This window comes from Rhizobium sp. Rhizsp82 (genome assembly GCF_047325115.1).
In the GTDB taxonomy this organism is placed as follows: domain Bacteria; phylum Pseudomonadota; class Alphaproteobacteria; order Rhizobiales; family Rhizobiaceae; genus Rhizobium.
The window spans coordinates 277,820-295,090 of the sequence record NZ_CP168569.1 but is presented as its reverse complement, the minus strand read 5'-3'; the positions used below and the strand labels follow the sequence as shown (position 1 = coordinate 295,090).

Sequence of the window (17,271 nt, the reverse complement as noted above, 5' to 3'; positions counted from 1 at the left end):
CCCTATGGCCAAGCGCGCCACGAAAACCGACCGTTCAGGATCAACCGTGACCATTCATGACCAACAGCTTCATCGCGGAGCCGGTGGCGAGCTTCACCAGTTCGCTGAGGACGGTCATGATGTGCTGACGACCTCGCAGGGCGCTCCCGTCGCCGATGATCAGAATTCCCTGCGGGTCGGAGCGCGGGGGCCGCTTTTAGTCGACGATTTCCATTTCCGGGAAAAAATCTTCCATTTCGACCATGAGAGGATTCCCGAACGTGTCGTCCACGCACGTGGTTATGGTGCCCACGGCTTTTTCGAAACTTATGAGTCGCTCGCTGATATCACGCGCGCCGACCTCTTTCAGCGCGCTGGAGAAAAGACTCCGGTTTTTGTCCGGTTCTCGACTGTCGCCGGCAATAAGGGTTCCGCGGACCTTGCCCGCGATGTACGTGGCTTCGCCGTCAAGATGTACACAAAAGAGGGCAACTGGGACCTGGTCGGAAACAATATTCCGGTGTTCTTCATCCAGGATGCAATTAAGTTTCCCGATATGGTTCATGCTGCAAAGCAGGAACCGGATCGTGCTTTTCCCCAGGCGCAGACCGCTCACGACACTTTCTGGGATTTTATCAGCCTGACGCCCGAGAGCATGCACATGGTGATGTGGATCATGTCGGACCGGACCATCCCACGCTCGTTCCGCTTCATGGAAGGTTTCGGTGTTCATACATTCCGCTTCGTCAATGCAGACGGGCAGTCCACCTTCGTCAAATTCCATTGGAAGCCGAAGCTCGGCCTGCAGTCCGTTGCTTGGAACGAAGCGGTCAAGATCAATGGCGCCGACCCCGATTACCACCGTCGCGACCTGTGGCAGTCGATCCAGTCAGGTAACTTCCCTGAATGGGAGCTTGCCGTGCAGCTCTTCGACCAGAACTTTGCCGACAGCTTCGAATTCGATGTCCTCGACCCGACAAAGATAATTCCGGAGGAGGTTCTTCCGGTGCGCCCCATTGGCCGCCTGGTACTGGACCGCATGCCCGACAACTTCTTCGCCGAGACCGAGCAAGTTGCCTTCATGACGCAGAACGTCCCTCCAGGCATTGACTTCAGCAACGACCCGCTCCTACAGGGTCGAAACTTCTCATATCTCGACACCCAGCTTAAGCGGCTAGGCGGACCGAACTTCACGCATCTGCCTATCAATGCGCCCAAGTGCCCGTTTCACACTTTTCAGCAGGACGGGCATATGGCGATGCGAAATCCAAGCGGCCGCGCCAACTATCAGCCGAATTCGTTCGACGAAGGGCCAAGGGAATCGCCGGCGCGCGGATATCGGCATTTTTCGGCGGAGGAGCAGGGACAGAAGGTCCGGCTGCGTCCAGAAAGCTTTGCCGATCATTACAGTCAGGCGCGGCAGTTCTACGTCAGCCAGACCGGCGCTGAGCAGCGCCACATCGCCATGGCGCTAACGTTCGAACTGAGCAAGGTCGAGACGCTGGCGATCCGGGAGCGGATGGTCTCTCACCTACTCAACATCGACGAAACCCTCGCATCCACGGTGGCAGAAAAGCTGGGGTTCCAGGCGATGCCAAAACCAGCAGAAGCGGCGCTGCCCACCCGTCAGGACCTCGATCCTTCGCCGGCACTCAGTATCGTGAAGCGCGGCCCGAAACGGTTCGAGGGTAGAAAGCTCGGAGTCCTGGTCACTGACGGCACCGATGCGAAGCTGCTTCAGGCAATCATCAAGGCCGCTGGCAAGGAAAAGGCGATCGTGGAACTTATTGCGCCAAAAGTCGGCGGGGTGAAGGCATCGGACGGATCCTGGTTGAAGGCTCATCATATGATTGATGGCGGTCCTTCGGTGCTTTTCGACGCTGTCGCCGTGCTCGCTTCACACCAGGCGATCGATGACCTTGTCAAGGAGGCGACCGCACGGGATTTTGTTGCAGACGCCTTCCAGCATTGCAAATATATCGGCTACGACCAATCTGCGCTCCCCCTCCTCGACAAGGCAGGTATCTCACAGTCCCTTGATGAGGGTACGATTGCGCTCAGTGATCCTAAATCGGCGACGGAGTTTCTATCAGAACTCGGAAAGTTGCGGGTGTGGGGCCGCGAGCCGTCTTTGAAGCTTGGGAAAGCTTCGCCGCCTGTTGAGTGATCTCCGCCCGACAGGGCGGAGCCGTCTGCAAAGGCGCGATCGCACTTTATCGGGCAGCATCTTGCACTATTGCAAAAAAACAGGAGGACAATATGGAAGTGACAAGTACGAACATCTCAGAGCAGAGCGACGGCAAATTCAGAGTGGCGTTCAACGGAGAAGGCGGTGAATCCATCGTCGTACAGATGGTCGCTGCAGGCCAGCTCGACGATGAGACCGCGCTACAGAAGGCCAAGGAGTTGATGGTGCAGGTGGCGACGTTCGGGGTTGCTGTCGGAGAATCGGCCGACGCATCCGCGTCGGCCGATACGTCAGACATCCAGACCGAGGGTCTCGAAGAGACCGCGCCTGCGTCGGGGAATTTCGCATCTCCCAACTCAGTTGCCTGAGACATGGAGAGGCTCCGGCCGAGCGTGCTTGTGCTGGAGCCCGGCGGCGGGGCTTATCGGCAGTGCCGGGGCACGGCCTCACGAGCTCTTCACGGTTCGGGCAACACCTCCTGTGGCAGCATTGCCGGGCTCCCGTTGGGAGCACTCCAGCGTCTCGAGTGGACCATTGCGTGCTACCGACACCTGGTGCTGACGACGGCGACTTCAGGGTCATCCGAGTAGCCCTTAAGGGGTGGACCGAGATATAGGGAACCCGCGCGAATCCTCAGCGGAGCGATTGTCCGCCGCCTGCCTCGAGCATTGCTTGCCTTAAGGCTTCAGGCGTTGCCGGTTTCCCAACCCACAGAGCCGTTGCAAAGGCTTCAGAACCTTTTCCGACAACTTCGGCTCCCGCGTAAACGACAAAGGGAACTCCCCTCGCCGATAGTAAAGCCGCCACATCGCTGCAGACGCCATCGTTCAACAGAGGGTCTACAATTGCAATATCTGGACTGTGCGCCACGAGCCATGTGATCGCCGCAGCTCTGTTGTCCAAGGTTGTGACGGATTTCGCTCCAAGCGATGAGGCGATCTCTTCGATGTCCATCGCGATGAACGCTTCGTTCTCCAAAATGAGAACAGTATGAAATTCCACGTGGGCAGCTTCCGTATGGGCAGATAAGCTATCGCCGTACCCTATCTGCCGACGGGCGGGGTGTCAGCACCTTTCTGCTTTCGTACGATTTCGCACAATAGGCGAGGGGCGCCCGAAGTAAGGCCGCCCCGAGGTTCAGCGTGCGGTGTTACCGCAGTCCCAAAAAGCTCAGTATGGCCAGGATAATGACGACTGCACCGACAAGCCAGATCAAGTTGTTCATTCGATCATCCTTTCTAGGCTTATTGCTCAGGCAGAACTATCTTCTGCTGCGTTGTGTTCTTGACGGGCTTCTGTCCCGGTTCATGCGACATGGTGCGCGTCGTGCTCTGAAGCGTGTCGCCATTCGTTGTGGTTTGGGTTCTTGACTTGCTAAAGCTGCCCTTGTCGACAGCTTGGGATTTCGTCTGCGCCTTGAGCCGATCTGCATTGTCATTCACGTGGGTCTTGCTCATCGCCCTTCCGCCGTCTGCCGTAGCGCTGCCCCCAGAACCGACAGATGAGCTTGTGCCGCCGTCCGTCTGACATGATCCAGCAGTGCCAAGCGAACTGGCCGACGTTCCACCGGCGCTTGCGCTCCCACCGGTCGCAACAGTTCCTGCCGCGCTGCAGTCCTGTGCCGTCGCATGCACGGTGGCCAACAGGAATGAGAGTGCGATCGCGCTGAATAATTCTGGCCTTTTCATAATCGTCTCCTACTATTTGCCGGGCTTTATGATGGAGCAGGTACCGTCCGAGCGCTTTGTGATGACGGTTCCGTCTGGTCGCGTTACGCTCGCGCTCGAGTAACTGTTGACGCTGCCGGACCCGGCTGAGGAGGTTGACGCAGAAGAGGAACTCGTCGAACCGCCCCGGCTTGTCGTTGACGCCGTTACCTGGCCATTTCCGGCGGTCACTGTGGTTGACATGCCGGTCGACCCAGAGTGTTCCTCAGTCAAGGTGCAGCTGGTACCGTCGGCTAGTTTGATTTCTTCGGCGGCAGCGCAGCTTGCGGTGACCATAGCCGCGGTCGCGATAAGAGTTCTGAATGTAGAAGTCATCTTGGTGCCTCCAACGGAGATGGCCGGCGTCCAAAGGCGCCGGCCGTTGCAGTTAGCAGGAGTGGCTGGTACCGTTTTTCTTCATCTGACCGGGCGCACAGCCTTTCTTACCGTTGTTGTCATGGGAAGAGCCTGCTTGGCTCGAGCCGGTGCCGACGGAGCTTCCGCTCTCCCCGTTGCCGGCCGACGAGCTCCCTGTGCCGACGGACGAAGCGGAACCTGCATCGCCCGTGCCCGTAGCGGACCCGCCGGTTCCAACCGAGCTACTGGACGCTCCCTCACCAGCAGACGAACCGCCGGTGCCCACCGTCGACGATCCGGAACCAGATCCAGCCGAAGAGCCACCCGTACCGACGGTGCTACTTGACGTTCCGCCGCCGGCAGATGAACCGCCGGTTCCCACTGTCGAGGAGCTTCCAGACGGGCAGTTGGCCGAGCCCGCCGGACAATCACCGCCTGTCGAACTTCCGCCGGTCCCAACCGTGCTGCTCGAAGTTCCTCCGCCAGCCGATGAGCCGCCCGTACCGACGGTACTGGACGATTGGGCAAAAGCGGTGCTTGCAAGCAGGGCTGCCGCGAAGGCGATGCTGGTTGTCTTGAACATGTAGGTTTCCTCCATTGAATGTCGAAGCGAAAGCCTTGTCGATGAGACTTGAGGCTGCCAGACAAACCACCATCAATGCAGGCTGTTCCTGACCACGGACCTCAGTCTAATGCCGATCCGGACCTTAGTCTGACATCGCGATTTGCGTTGTTTCAACCGCGGCTCTGACGGCTGGTCTCTGCTACGTGACGGAGCTTGAGCTTCAACGCTGGTCAATGATGCCGCTGGCCAGCAAGGATGGATTGTATCGTAATCGGAAACTTTCGCCCTTGGGAGGCATAGCCAACTTTCTCTCTTTGATGGAAGTGATCCGGGTAACGACCACGCTGCTCACGGTTTCCATCAGTCGCGGGTTCCAGTGCAGGAGACGTCGAGCCGAGTGCTACCAACGGCGCCGACACGCGTTCCTTGAAGACAGGAATTGACGAGATCGGGAAGGCCCGGTCGGGGATTTATAGCGCGATAAGCCCTTGCGCACGGCTCTCAATGGCGGTCCGCTCGGTTTACCCTTTGAAAAAGCTAGCAAAGAGTTCACTATGCAGGCGCAGTATCGAACGTAAAAAAGGCGCTAGCAATCCATTTCCAAGGGGTCCGCAGCCAATGACCGATGTTTGCGCTGAACTGAGCATTCCGCCCGTCCGGGTAGTCGGGGAATTTCTCTTCCATCGGGTCGATCACGCAATTACTGATAACAGAACCGCGCCCCCTCGCCGACATTTGCGCGGGCAAGCTCAATTATTCAAACAGTCTTTGCCGATCCGCATCCAATCTCGATTGATTTTCCCATAGCAGGATCATCCTCGTCTTCGACACTGACGATCCGCTAGTAAGCAATCTCCTGGCCTGGGGCCATAGTGCCGCTCCTGGAGCCAGAGCCACAGGTCGTGAAATCCACCCGAATGAGACCACCTAGATAAGATCATCGACGAGGAACCTCAGGCCGCAACCTGAAACGGGCTTCCCAAGCCGTGTCTTCAATGTGGACCAGCGCCGCCATTTGCCAATTCCTGTCAGTCATGTTCCCCATGCTCTTGCCATGCGGTGTCAAGGAAGCTGGCCTGCTTGGGAGCGCTTGGGTGTCGAGAGAAACCGAGGGTGCTTGGGGATTGTCGTAGGTCGGGGTATTCATTCTCGTAATTTTTGATATAGTCCAAGCTGTTGTGGGGAGTAGGCGTTATGAAGAGTCTGGTGCCTGAAGCTTTCTATTGGGCTCGTTCCGAGGAGCACACCGGGGGGAAGACAACAATCGTCCAAGTCTCGACGGTTTTTGGCGACGATCCGGATTTCTGGACCCTAGCGATTCCCGGTTCCGAAGAGCATTACATGACAAGTGATTTCGACATCATTGCGCTTGTCGAGCCACTTGAAGGACATTCTCTTCGGCAAGCTGCTGAGTAGTTTTTGTTTCGGACCGCCCGCGCATGCAATGGACTTTTTGGGGCCGTTAGAGTGCTCCTGTCGGCTCCAGCCGGACAGCATTAGCCATCATCAATATCCGAGTCACCATCCGTCCGATGGTGGCTATCCGGTTGCATTTTTTTGGATTGTGAGCGACCGGATAGCCGCCGCCAATGTCCTGACGCCTGTCAGGTGGGCCCTCTCGATATCGGATTCTATTTATAACGGTCGAAAGCGGTCGTGTATGTCACGAGCGGGTCCGCGTCTTCCCACCCGTAAACCTCCGCGCGGAGATAATTGATCTCCTCTTGCACAGCCTGTTCGTCGACTTCGGTCCACCATGACTTCGGCCCGCCATCACTTCCGTCAGACCATTTGTAGCCACGCTTCTTCAATTGATCCTTCATCTCGAACGGACTGTGTTCAGCAATGATACGCGCGCGCTGGCGCTGGCTCGACCGGTAAAGTTCCGAAAAAGGCGAACTGTCGCTTTCACCGTGACCACGATCAAGGATCTCCAGCAGCGCGAAGCAGTCGTCGACCGCTCGATGAGCCTCGTGAAAGTAGCCCGCCTGCCCGATCAGGTATCCGAGCTTGGTACCATCGAAACCGCGGGCAGCCCAATCAATCTCCGACACCGAACAGGCCCAGGCCTTTCGGTGGAATACAGGCGAAAAAGCTTCCAGAAATGGCCTGTCGAACGCCGCAAAGTGCGCAATGATTAGATCCGCGGGCTCGATCAGCGATCGCAGTCGATGGGGGTCGACAATGTGGCCGGCCACCATGTCGTTAGTAATTCCGGTGAGCCGGGTGATTTCGTTCGGGATCGGCTTCGTCGGCTGGTGCAATGCACCGTAGACGTCAGTGACGTCGCCGATTGCTCCGAGCGCGTCAAATGAAAAGCTGACGATGCCAATTTCTATCACTTCGTCTTCGCGATGGTTAAGCCCAGTCGTCTCGGCATCAACGATGACGCCCCTCATAGGAAAGCCCGCTCGTGGATCCGGCGCTATCGGTCTCGGCTCTAGCTTGCTGAGGACGCGATAGCGACCAGTCGCCTCCAGTTGGCGAACCAGTTCGTCATGGCTAGTAGCGGGGGCCCGATTCACTGCCCGCCGCCGCCGCGGGCCAAGCGCGGAAGCCTCGCTTTCATCTGGAAAAAAATCGAACTGCTGCATCACTCGTCTGTCTTGGATCCATTGCCGAGAACGAGCTATAATCGATTCCGTGGCTCAGTTCAGGGGAAATAGCTGACGGGTTAGCAGATAGACCGGACGGCAGAGACGCTCAGGCATGGCCACAGTGGCAGGGAGCGAGACAAGCGCGCGCGAGCTGCCGCCCGTTCGACATCAGCGGCAAGAGCGAAGATTTTGTCGACACGGATCGACTGAGCCAGATGGAGATCAACCAAGACGCAGTGAGGGCCAGGGGCGCTGTCCTTTTTCCTAGGGCGAAATAACGTTTAGTATGGCGTGGATGGAAAGGAAGACGATAGGGTAGTCATTTCTGTCAGCTCCCTGCCATGCGACGCCTTTGAACGAGGCTAGCGACCGGCTTGGGCATCCTCGGGAATGGCCGCAATTGCAGCTTGACTTAGTCAGCGAGCACCGGACCAGGTGAAGGACCACACAATATTTCAAACCAGGCGTTTTCGGGCATGCCGTAGAAGTCGCCGGCCAGCGTTTCCAGGCCCGGTCGGTCGTTGATAAAAATATTGCCACGATTGGCTCGGACCAATCTTTCTCCCTCCAGGAGATGCAGGGCTATCGTGACGCCTGGACGGTGAGCGGCAACTTGGCGCGCAAGCTCTTCATGGGTTATGGGGATGCTGTCGCCATCCAAGCGATCATGTAGCATAAGCAGCACACGGGCAATATTTTGTGGGATGTCACCTTGGCGCCCGCTCATCGCAATCATTCCCATCTGCACGTGGCGCCATTCAAGATAACGGCAAATGCGGTCTCGAAACCGTGCGCTCTTGCGTGAAAATGCGATGAAGTCAGGAGCAGCGATCTCGTATCCCGATCCTTCAATGCGAACTTTGACCGGCATGTAAGTGGTAAAGACACCGTGGAGCAATTGGGCGCCGATCATGCCCTCCCGTCCGATCATTGCAACTTCAACGTCCAGTCCGGGACGATCCTGGGCGAGAATCGACACGACGCCGTCTTCGATGAAGATGACGTTGTCCACATGATCTTGCGCCCTCAACAGAAGGTCGTGGCGGGCAAGCTTCCTGCGCTTTAGAAGAGGAGCGAGCGCTAGCCTATCCTCCGCTGGCAAGAGCGCCAGTAGCTTGTTTTGAAAAATCGAAAGCATCGATAGAATATGAAACTGCGTTTGAGTCGCCGCCACCCATTGTACGTTTTTGTACATCAGCCCGGAGAAGCCCTTCGATCCCCTCTATTTTCACAGCCGTCTCCATGACGGTGGGCCGGCTCATGGTTCGGCGATACCTGCTGACGGTTTCTTCGGAACAAACTGGCCGATCTACGCCATCGGGGCGTTCAGTGGTGGCGGTAAGCACCGCCTTGATACGTCTCCGTGCCTCGCTACTAGAAGGTCTTATTGCCAAGCGTTGTGACAACAAAATTACGCAGCGGGGCGTCACCACGTGGCGTCCCTTCCCCGGTCGTCTTGCAAAAGCTTATCAGGCCGAGCTCGTCAAGCCGATAGCGAATTTCGCGTGCGCGGTGGTTTCGCCAGCCGGTTCGTCGGTCTTCTTAAAGCCGCGTTTCGATTGGTATCAAATAGGTTGTCCAGCATGGCTATTCCTATCGCGGTGGAGGTTCAAAATGCCCCAGATACCGTCAAGGTCCCCACAACGAGAACTGGTAGCTTGTCCGGCGACGGTCGGCAACTCTTCGACTACACCGACCGACCAATTTGCCTAAGATAGGCAATGACGGCATCCTTGTGCATCGTCAAATCGATTCCGCGTGCCGGGTCGCGCGCATCCAGCAAGCCTGAAGCGTCGGCAGGATCTAGAATGAGGATCACGTTATTTTCCGTGACGTCCACGGCAAACCCTTCGCGCAAGAGGCGGTCGACATATGTTGTCACGCTATCGTCAGCCATCTGATCCTCCATACTGCTTGCAGCGCTTCTGAAATGAACAAGGGAGCAGGATGTTCCGTGCCGGACCCCTCATTGGGCATCCTGTCTCAAGGCGATGCGATCGTCCAAGTCAAGACCACGGTTAACGAGCACGTTCGTGGCGGCAAGCATCTGGCTATCAGCGCGGCTTGTCTCTACGCACGTGCCGTACCGCAAGGCCGCGAGGATCAATGGACCCGGGTGTCGGCCTTGACGATAAGCGCAGCACGCAGCGCAGCTTTGATGAACGCCTTGCGAGCCTTGCCGGCCTTCGCCTCGCTCCGTTGGGAAGCGAGGCAGGCGACGAGTGCTGTGCGCCACATCGCGTCGTCTGATGATCTCGGCCACCTTCTCGACAATAGGAGCTCCGCAAGATCTGTGACGGAGACCGCTTTGTGCCAGCGATCCGACCCGTCAAACCTGATCGCAATGCTTCTGATCTTGACCGGCGCGGAAACAAACATTTTGAACTTTCCTTTGTCGTAAGGCCTAGCCGACTCAGAAGGAGATGGTTCCACCGCGTCAATGGGAACCCACCCTCAGCGGCGTCCGCTCCAGCTCGGCGACGATAGGACAGATCCTTTCGTCAACGTGTGGACTTTCACGCGACCGTGCGGCAACACAGCTCTCGACCGTACCTCGCATCAACGCATTGAGGATAGGATTTGCTCGGTCGAGGACACCTCGACTTGAACACTGAATCTTGAGCCGAGCAAATCGAGGGTTGAATCGTGAGTGTTGTCGGCTCCGCTGCAAACCGCGTCAGCCGGTATGATTACATGGTATCCAAGGTCCACAGCGCCAAGCACAGCTGCCAGAACACAGACGTCGGTTTCACCGCCGGTGATGACAACAGTGTCGACATGTTCGTGGGTCAGAATTTGGTGAAGATGACCGCTCACCCATGGCGAATATGTGGTCTTGGTGAAAACTCTTGCCGGCGGCACGAAGCATCCCAGTTCAGGCACGAGATTCAGCAGTTCGTCGGGAAGATTTTCACGTGTCATGCACTCCCATTTGGCATAGTACTCATGCCACCTTCCGGGCATCTGCGAACCGTGTTGCGGTGTTAAGAAGCGGGTGAAGACGGTTCGTTCAGCAAACCGTCCGGCCAGCTCGACAACTTGGCCAGAAATCTTTGCCATCCAAGGAACCTGCCATGGCGTCGGTTCCGCGAACATTCGCTGCATGTCGATGCACAAATGGACCCAAGTCACAAGCGTCCTCCGGTTTCCAACAGTGCCGAGTGGCCAGGAAAGGACGAACCATGATCCTTTGAGGAAGTTCCGTCGCGCCTTTTTTCGTGCGATTTTGGACAGAGGGCTTTTTGAAGACGATGAAATCGGAACTATCAGCTCACCTGATTGTTCAAGGGTTTCGACCTGCAGTTATTGGTCAATCCCACTCGGCGGGCACAGGCTACTAGCGTTCGCTTGCCTCCTCAAGATGTGTAAGTCCCGTCGTTTCTCGGCCCGGAGGTGCTTAGTGTCGCCTGAACAGAAATCCATCATCGAAGCCCTTGGTGTGCATGAACATTTCGATGCGGAACACGAGGTAATACGGAGATGTTCATTTCTGGAAGACTACTGCATAGCAGCGTCGGGTCGGTCATTCGTGCTTGGGATCAGCGGCGGCGTCGACTCACTGACGGCAGGTCTTCTGGCGCAAAAATCTGTCGCCAGGCTCAGGAGCGGCGGACATCAGGCGGAGTTTATCGCGGTTCGGCTCCCGTACGGCGATCAGGCCGATGAGTCCGACGCGCAGGCTTGTCTCTCGACTATTCAACCCGATCGCGTCATTACAATCGATGTCAAGCCGGCGTCAGACGCTATCATGAGTGAGATCAGTCGCAACGCTCCGGGGATCGTCGATGGCGATCGTTACCAGTTCCACCTGGGGAACATCAAAGCCCGTCAGCGTATGATCGCACAATATGCGTTGGCGGGCGCCACTCGCGGGCTCGTTATCGGCACCGATCATGCTGCAGAAGCTTTGATGGGGTTCTATACAAAGTTCGGCGATGGGGCCGCGGACGTGCTCCCCTTGGCTGGTCTTAACAAGCGTCGCGTTCGGGCACTCGCCAAGTTTTTGGGCGCACCGGAAAGCCTTGTCCTGAAAGTACCAACGGCCGATCTGGAATCGGACGCGCCGCTTAAGCCTGACGAAGATGCCTACGGGGTGACATACGACGAGATCGATGATTTTTTGGAAGGGCGAGAGATCAGCGTCACCTCTAGGGATCGCATCCTGGCAATGTATTATGCTTCGGGACACAAGCGGACGCTGCCAGCCACTCCGATCTGATTTTTCGTCAGCCTCTTTCCGCTCTGGTAGCGCCGCGCGGGCGCTATTCACCTTTATCTTGAGCAGCAACGAGCCGCTCGCTGATCAGGCTGACATGTGGGAGCCGAATTCCCGCAAACCGATGTCTTTGTCATCGGTGCAAACTTCAGCATGATTGCATCTCGCTGGGTTGCGGTTGGCTTCGATCGCTTGGAAAAGGCAGAGGCTTTCAAGCATAGATACATGGATCGACCAGCCAGTGCGGAGTTTGAATATAAGAGCGACAGGAGCAAGAGTGACTGAGCAATTGCCGCGCCAACTCAACGGATTGGGGTCAGCGCCTGCCATAGGGCGTTTTGGACCGCAGGATCCTGTTTGCCGATCGCTTCCATCAGCAAGCGCATCCGCTCACGCAGGCTGTGCACCTGGTCGACGAGCTCGATGACCACATCAACGCCGGCGTGATTGACGCCCATGCTTTCGATGAGATCGAGGATCAGACGCCCTCTCGCAAGGTCAACGTCCTCATAGGAACGGGCTTGCGAAGAACTGCCGGGGATAATCCATCGCTCCTCCACCCACATCTGAAGAGTTGAACTTTCGATTTGCAGGATACGACAGTACTCAAGATCGTTCATCGCCTCCTCCTATAAGCCCCTCGGGTTATGGGATTTACCAGCTTCCCACCGGGTCATGAAGTCCGTCAACTCTGCGTCCGGTGTCGCCGGCAGAGCGATTTTCAGGACGACATATTGGTCACCATGGCCACCGTGCTTGTTGGGAAACCCCTTGCCCTTGAGACGAAGCCTTCTGTCTGTACTGGAATATGGCGGAACCGTCACGGACACCGTCCCCGACAAGGTGGCGACTTCGACCTTTCCACCCAGAACGGCCTCCCGAAGTGAAATCGGCAGCTCAATCCTGACATCATCTCCCTCAAGAGAGAACTGGCGGTCAGGAAGAACGTGGATCTCGACGAGGGCGTCGCCCGCGGGTCCGTTATTGTACCCAGGGGCGCCCTTTCCCCGCAAGCGCAAGATCTGTCCGTCGCGAGCCCCTGCCGGGATTTTTAGCTCAAGGGTGCCGCCTTCAGGCAGGGAAACGGTGCGCTTTGCGCCATTGGCAGCCTCGCGAAGCTCGAGTTCCAGCCGGTAGTGCGTATTGTCTCCAGGGTACGGTGCGGTGCCCCTGCCCCCTGCCCCCGAAAAGAAGCTTGAGAAAATATCGTCCCGATCACCAAAATCGGCAAACCCACCGGGATTATGGTATCGAGAGCGGCTATGCTCCCCTGATGCATAGTCGCGATAGTAGCTACGTTTTCCCTGCTCGCCACCGGTCTCGTCGATTTCATGCCTATCGAACCTCGCACGCTTATCCTCATCCCCTAAGATCGCGTAGGCGGCGGAGGCTGCCTTGAACTTTTCTTCGGCTGACGCGTCACCCGGATTGAGGTCGGGATGCAGTTTTTTGGCGAGCTTGCGGTATGCGGACTGTATTTCCTTCTGCGTCGCGTCTTGTGAGACGCCGAGCGTTTCATAAGGATTTGCCATCAATCTTTACCCTGCATCGTCATCGCCTAAGAAATAGTGCCGGTGACTTTTACCTGCAAGGCCTTCGGGGACGTCATCCCGGATGGCAAAATGGAAGTGTCCTCAGGCGCGTGGGCTGCGGAGGCCTTGGGCCGAACGGCCTGGAATCTGCGCGATCCTCGCAACGGCGCATCGGCGTCAGGCAGGAAGTCCTGCCTGGCCTTCAGGTCGTGATCTGCACGGACGAAATTGCCAGAGCATGGCACGGCGCCGACAATGGTCGGGGACCACTCTTGGTCGTTGACAGTGTCGTAGAGCCAAAGAGGACGCCAATGCCGGGAAAGTCGCCAGCCGTGGATCGCAGCTTAGGCGCTGGTCCTCGTGCCACCCTCCCTGCTCTTTAGCCATCTCACCACCCTGATTTCTTCCTCATCCATCCACTGCAGCAGCCGCGCGCTTCTAGTCGTCAGTTTTAGGACGTCTCCAAGCGTACCAGCTTGAAAGTCTTCGAACACCGCCGGGTGAATATAGGACGAGCGGCAGACCGAACGGGTGTTCACAAGTTTGGCAGCAACCTGATCAACGGCATCGTTGAGTTGTCGTGCGAGCGCCCGCTTCGTTGTCGCAGCTTCCAGCGATGCCAGAACCTCCACCGCCATACAGGTTGCACCCCATGTTCGAAACTGACGGGAGCTAAAGTCGTCGCCGGTGATATCCTTGATGTATGCGTTGACGTCGTGTGAGGAGATTTGGCGGCATCCGCCTTGATCACATACATACTGGAACAGGTGTTGCCCTGGAAGCTCTTGCAGCTTTCTGACGACATTTGCGATCCGGCGATCACTATGGGCAAGGTTCCATTCCTTGCCGGATTTTCCCTTAAAACGAAACTTCACGCTTCCGCCCTCGACCTTCACATGACGGCTTCGTAGCGTAGTGAGCCCAAAGGAGTTATTCATCTGCGCATAGGCGGTATTTCCGATGCGGATGTACAGATTGTCGAGCATCCACACAACGGTTGCAAGCGCTTTGTCCATGTTTAGGCCGCGCGATCGAAGATCGAAATCAACCCTCTCGCGAAGATCGGGAAGGCGGCCGGCGAACGCGCCGAGCCGCTCGAATTTTGCTTTCCCACGTTCAGCATGCCACTCGGTATGGTACCGATACTGCCGTCGGCCTCGCGCATCTGTTCCGATCGCCTGCAGGTGGGAGAGCGGGTTGGTAGAGATGATGACGTTGGTATAAGCGGGAGGGATGGCCAACGCGTTTAGGCGCTCTATTTCGGAAGGTTCCGTTATCCGACGCCCGTCGGGTCGGTAATACAGAAATCCGCTGGCCCCAGGCTTTCGCGTGATACCGCTCTCCAGCCCTGGAATGTAGACAAGTCCGGAAGCTAGTTTCGCCTCCGCATCCATCGCATCGATCTTCGCAAACATCTCGTTCATTTCGCTCTAACTCGAATTGAAGTCTCCGGTTCCAGCTGGCGGGACAGATCGACGGCTCTGTTAAAGGAAAAGTCACGCTGACAGTTGTTGCAAATCCGATATCTCAAACAAATGGCGCAGCAAGGTCTCGGTAACCCGGTGCTGACCCGAGCGCGTTCCAGCGTCTTGGATTTAAGGCAGCATAGAATTGAAAGGTAAACTGCGCGCAGGCGGCCGCGCGCAGTACTTCTTTCTCAGGGGCTTCAGCCAGCTTTTTGAAGCTTGAGTTGAGCGATCCCAGCCGCGATATTGAGGCCGACGCCGCCCTCGGCACTGATTGGCTGCAAAGCGAAGTTCTTTGAGCTGCCACCGACCAGGGCGTTAGCGCCGAGACCGAGTCCGACCGACGCTCCGGCTGATGCTCCGACATACCTGCCGGCAAGCGCCCCGTCGCCGACACGCGTGGGCACGGTGTTGACGACCAGCCAGCTCAAATAACGCTTGCCGGTCACGCCCACGTCGACACCCAGCCTTCCAATCGTCCCGACATACCGTTCAATCTTGCCGGATCGCTGTTTGAAGGAGCACTGCAGTTTACGGTTCGAGCCGATGACCATGCCTATGCCTCCAGCCACCTCACACTGGAGCGTGCCGAGGCGTTCCTTCGGCTGATCAGCGACGACCTGTTTGACATGCTTTGAGCCGTGGTGTTGCCGCATTGTGGCAGCATCGGCCGAGCCTGAAAAAGCCATAGCGACCACTGCGGAAGCGAATAGAGCAGATTTCATTGTCATCTCCTTTTAGAAATAGTCCAGCCGCCTAACGCGCGACTTTGGTTTTGGTTCAGCCGGTTGGATGTGGAGAGGGTTCAACGGTGATGGCCTGAACCGGAACCTGCAGCGGTTCGTTTGCCGATGTGGCCGCGTGCGGCGGTGCGCGATTGATTTGCGCTCAATCGCACGAGGTTGCGCATCATCATGCGCGCATGAACGGATCGGCGTGCCACCCTTCACGGGCGCGACGGCTATGCGAGCACAGGAACTGCCGCGGCAATGGATGGCGACAACGGCAGGATCGAATAAAAGCGTGCCGATCTCCATGTCTCGCTTGGGTCAGGGATTACGTGATTGGCTGTAGACAGACGCCGCTCTGCCATCTGGCCGGATCATGGACCCGTCTAAGCCCGGCTATCGCGAGTAAGGAGGGCTGGACGACTGGTCTTATCGCTCTTCCAACGAAAAGCAGCCTGGACCGTGGTGCGGCCGGGCTGCTAAGTGAGACGCTGCGCCAGAACAAGCGCAGATGAAGATTACTTCACGCCGAGCTTCTTACGCAGGTCTACATTTTCAGCCCGGAGCTTGTCGCCAAGTTGCTTGCGCAGCACCTGGTTCTCTTCTTCGAGTTTGAGCAAATCGGCCATCTCATCCGCAGAGGCGACAGGGCGGGCGGTCGCAGAGATCGTGCGCTTTCGTCCACCAATCTGGGTCGCTTCAGACTTGGGCTTACCCTTACGGCCGGCCGGCGCTGCCAAAGCTAAAGGATTACCCTCTGCAGCTTTGGCGGCTGATCTCTTTTTGCCGCGGCTGGTCGCGGCACTGCTGGTCTTCTCAGCTGGTGAGGACGTTGAAACCACCGCCGGCTTGCGAGGCGTGCGTTTCTTTTTTTGGGGAGTTGTTACGACTTCGGCAGTGGCCGGGTCTGAAGCTGGGGCTGGATTTGTATCGTTAGCCATGGGTTTCTCCGTTTCAGGGCGAATTTGTTGTAGGATGTCCAATGGCAACGGTCGACAGGACTACCAGGACGCTCGGAAGTGTAGTTCGGGAAACTTGTCCGAGAACGACGTGTTTAGCGGAGCCACCCAAAATTGATTTCGGACTTCGCTTCGATCGTCTCGCTGGCATTCCCGCCGTTTAAGTAGCAGGAGATTGGGACAAAGAAGCTGACGCTCGTCGTGCGCCACGGGCTGCTAGGCGCGACCCTGCATCGCCTGCTTCATCATTAGTGTGTACTCATCCATGTGGGAGGTCTCATGCGCGTCTGGCCGGGTTAGCATTTGCGCATGTTTCGGATCGCCGCCCTCGGTATATTGGCGTTTCGGCTTGCTCGCGCTGGTCGAACCGGCGTCCCCGCAAGTTAAATTCTCGCGTGCCATCATCAAACTCCGTGCGTTTCAACCGAATTGATCACGAAACGGTGTAGCAACAAACTCGTTCCACGGACGCGATCGACGAATGTGTCAAGGGCGCTAATCGAATTCGTCATCGCAGCGAACGGTTCGGCTGTGACGGCTAAAGCCACGGCGGTCGACGGCGTTGACGACGAAGTTAAATGATCACTTGCACACGTCGAAGCAGGAAAAGCAGCAACATCAGCTGGCAACGAGCATGATTATCGATACAGCTGGCTCCAATCGTCTAAACAAAAGTCGCCGGCACAAGGGCCGGCGACTAGAAAGTCCTGGAGCTTTTACCAGGTCTGACGGCCATACCAGGCGTCAACGTCCTTGTTGGCACGATCCTTCTCGTAACCATAGCGTTCCTGGATCTTACCTTCGAGCTGGTCGCGCTTTCCATCGATTACGTCAAGATCATCGTCAGTAAGTTTTCCCCACTGTTCCTTGACCTTGCCCTTCATCTGCTTCCAATTGCCTTCGACGCGGTTCCAATCCATCGGTGTTTTCTCCTTCTATGTTAGGACGAAACGCGATGGACGCGCGCTCGTTCCAGCC

At 57.1% G+C, this 17,271-nt stretch carries 18 protein-coding genes and 2 pseudogenes; 4 read left to right on the top strand and 16 right to left on the bottom strand.

Going from position 1 to position 17,271, the window contains the following annotated elements; all coding sequences use genetic code 11:
- Positions 1-4: 4 nt before the first annotated feature.
- The gene (gene catE, locus ACEN84_RS01415) at positions 5-2,146 is read left to right on the top strand and encodes a catalase C (protein ID WP_112716077.1); all 2,142 of its coding nucleotides are present in this window, start codon (positions 5-7) and stop codon (positions 2,144-2,146) included.
- A gap of 92 nt (positions 2,147-2,238) precedes the next feature.
- A complete protein-coding gene (locus tag ACEN84_RS01410) occupies positions 2,239-2,535 on the top strand; it encodes a hypothetical protein (RefSeq protein WP_130279517.1) in 297 nt (98 codons plus the stop codon).
- A gap of 265 nt (positions 2,536-2,800) precedes the next feature.
- On the opposite strand, the gene ACEN84_RS01405 is transcribed toward ACEN84_RS01410, so the two are convergent.
- The 4 genes from ACEN84_RS01405 to ACEN84_RS01390 all read right to left on the bottom strand — a co-directional run bounded on the left by ACEN84_RS01405 (position 2,801) and on the right by ACEN84_RS01390 (position 4,813).
- The gene (locus tag ACEN84_RS01405; RefSeq protein ID WP_112716073.1) at positions 2,801-3,169 is read right to left on the bottom strand and encodes a response regulator; all 369 of its coding nucleotides are present in this window, start codon (positions 3,167-3,169) and stop codon (positions 2,801-2,803) included.
- A 242-nt stretch (positions 3,170-3,411) separates the two neighbouring features.
- Positions 3,412-3,858 (bottom strand): hypothetical protein, encoded by a 447-nt coding sequence (locus tag ACEN84_RS01400; protein WP_413709013.1) that lies wholly within the window; start codon positions 3,856-3,858, stop codon positions 3,412-3,414.
- 9 nt (positions 3,859-3,867) lie between these two features.
- Positions 3,868-4,209, bottom strand: coding sequence for a hypothetical protein (locus ACEN84_RS01395; protein ID WP_112716069.1), 342 nt, complete (start codon positions 4,207-4,209; stop codon positions 3,868-3,870).
- A 52-nt stretch (positions 4,210-4,261) separates the two neighbouring features.
- Positions 4,262-4,813, bottom strand: coding sequence for a hypothetical protein (locus ACEN84_RS01390; RefSeq protein WP_112716067.1), 552 nt, complete (start codon positions 4,811-4,813; stop codon positions 4,262-4,264).
- 1,176 nt (positions 4,814-5,989) lie between these two features.
- Between ACEN84_RS01390 and ACEN84_RS01385 the strand changes: the two genes are divergently transcribed.
- Entirely contained in the window at positions 5,990-6,211 is a 222-nt protein-coding gene (locus ACEN84_RS01385) for a hypothetical protein (RefSeq protein WP_112716065.1), read from the top strand.
- A gap of 215 nt (positions 6,212-6,426) precedes the next feature.
- On the opposite strand, the gene ACEN84_RS01380 is transcribed toward ACEN84_RS01385, so the two are convergent.
- The 6 genes and pseudogenes from ACEN84_RS01380 to ACEN84_RS01355 all read right to left on the bottom strand — a co-directional run bounded on the left by ACEN84_RS01380 (position 6,427) and on the right by ACEN84_RS01355 (position 10,497).
- Complete coding sequence (locus ACEN84_RS01380) at positions 6,427-7,392, bottom strand: 3'-5' exonuclease (protein WP_413708931.1); 966 nt, start codon at positions 7,390-7,392, stop codon at positions 6,427-6,429.
- Positions 7,393-7,804: 412 nt separating this feature from the next.
- The gene (locus ACEN84_RS01375; protein ID WP_112716061.1) at positions 7,805-8,587 is read right to left on the bottom strand and encodes a Crp/Fnr family transcriptional regulator; all 783 of its coding nucleotides are present in this window, start codon (positions 8,585-8,587) and stop codon (positions 7,805-7,807) included.
- Positions 8,588-8,804: 217 nt separating this feature from the next.
- Positions 8,805-8,901: pseudogene (locus ACEN84_RS01370) on the bottom strand (ATP-dependent DNA ligase); the annotation flags it as partial.
- Positions 8,902-9,101: 200 nt separating this feature from the next.
- A pseudogene (locus ACEN84_RS01365) lies at positions 9,102-9,167 on the bottom strand (hypothetical protein); the annotation flags it as partial.
- 328 nt (positions 9,168-9,495) lie between these two features.
- Positions 9,496-9,771, bottom strand: a complete 276-nt coding sequence (locus tag ACEN84_RS01360) for a DUF982 domain-containing protein (RefSeq protein ID WP_413708930.1) — start codon at positions 9,769-9,771, stop codon at positions 9,496-9,498.
- Positions 9,772-9,951: 180 nt separating this feature from the next.
- Positions 9,952-10,497 carry a cysteine hydrolase family protein gene (locus tag ACEN84_RS01355; RefSeq protein WP_112716057.1) on the bottom strand — a complete coding sequence of 182 codons (546 nt, stop codon included), beginning with the start codon at positions 10,495-10,497 and terminating at the stop codon, positions 9,952-9,954.
- 256 nt (positions 10,498-10,753) lie between these two features.
- Between ACEN84_RS01355 and nadE the strand changes: the two genes are divergently transcribed.
- Complete coding sequence (gene nadE / locus ACEN84_RS01350; protein ID WP_112716179.1) at positions 10,754-11,611, top strand: ammonia-dependent NAD(+) synthetase; 858 nt, start codon at positions 10,754-10,756, stop codon at positions 11,609-11,611.
- A 299-nt stretch (positions 11,612-11,910) separates the two neighbouring features.
- Here the strand turns inward: nadE and ACEN84_RS01345 are convergent, their stop codons facing one another.
- From ACEN84_RS01345 to ACEN84_RS01320, 6 genes are all read right to left on the bottom strand, one after another.
- Positions 11,911-12,228 (bottom strand): chaperone modulator CbpM, encoded by a 318-nt coding sequence (locus tag ACEN84_RS01345; RefSeq protein WP_112716053.1) that lies wholly within the window; start codon positions 12,226-12,228, stop codon positions 11,911-11,913.
- Positions 12,229-12,237: 9 nt separating this feature from the next.
- Positions 12,238-13,143, bottom strand: coding sequence for a DnaJ C-terminal domain-containing protein (locus ACEN84_RS01340; RefSeq protein ID WP_413708929.1), 906 nt, complete (start codon positions 13,141-13,143; stop codon positions 12,238-12,240).
- 341 nt (positions 13,144-13,484) lie between these two features.
- Positions 13,485-14,564 carry a DNA topoisomerase IB gene (locus ACEN84_RS01335; RefSeq protein ID WP_413708928.1) on the bottom strand — a complete coding sequence of 360 codons (1,080 nt, stop codon included), beginning with the start codon at positions 14,562-14,564 and terminating at the stop codon, positions 13,485-13,487.
- Between the two features lie 242 nt (positions 14,565-14,806).
- Positions 14,807-15,331, bottom strand: a complete 525-nt coding sequence (locus ACEN84_RS01330) for a DUF992 domain-containing protein (protein ID WP_112716047.1) — start codon at positions 15,329-15,331, stop codon at positions 14,807-14,809.
- Between the two features lie 521 nt (positions 15,332-15,852).
- Positions 15,853-16,275, bottom strand: coding sequence for a hypothetical protein (locus tag ACEN84_RS01325; RefSeq protein ID WP_413708927.1), 423 nt, complete (start codon positions 16,273-16,275; stop codon positions 15,853-15,855).
- Positions 16,276-17,009: 734 nt separating this feature from the next.
- On the bottom strand, positions 17,010-17,213 hold the full coding sequence (locus tag ACEN84_RS01320) for a CsbD family protein (protein ID WP_112716043.1): 204 nt from the start codon (positions 17,211-17,213) through the stop codon (positions 17,010-17,012).
- Positions 17,214-17,271 lie beyond the last annotated feature (58 nt).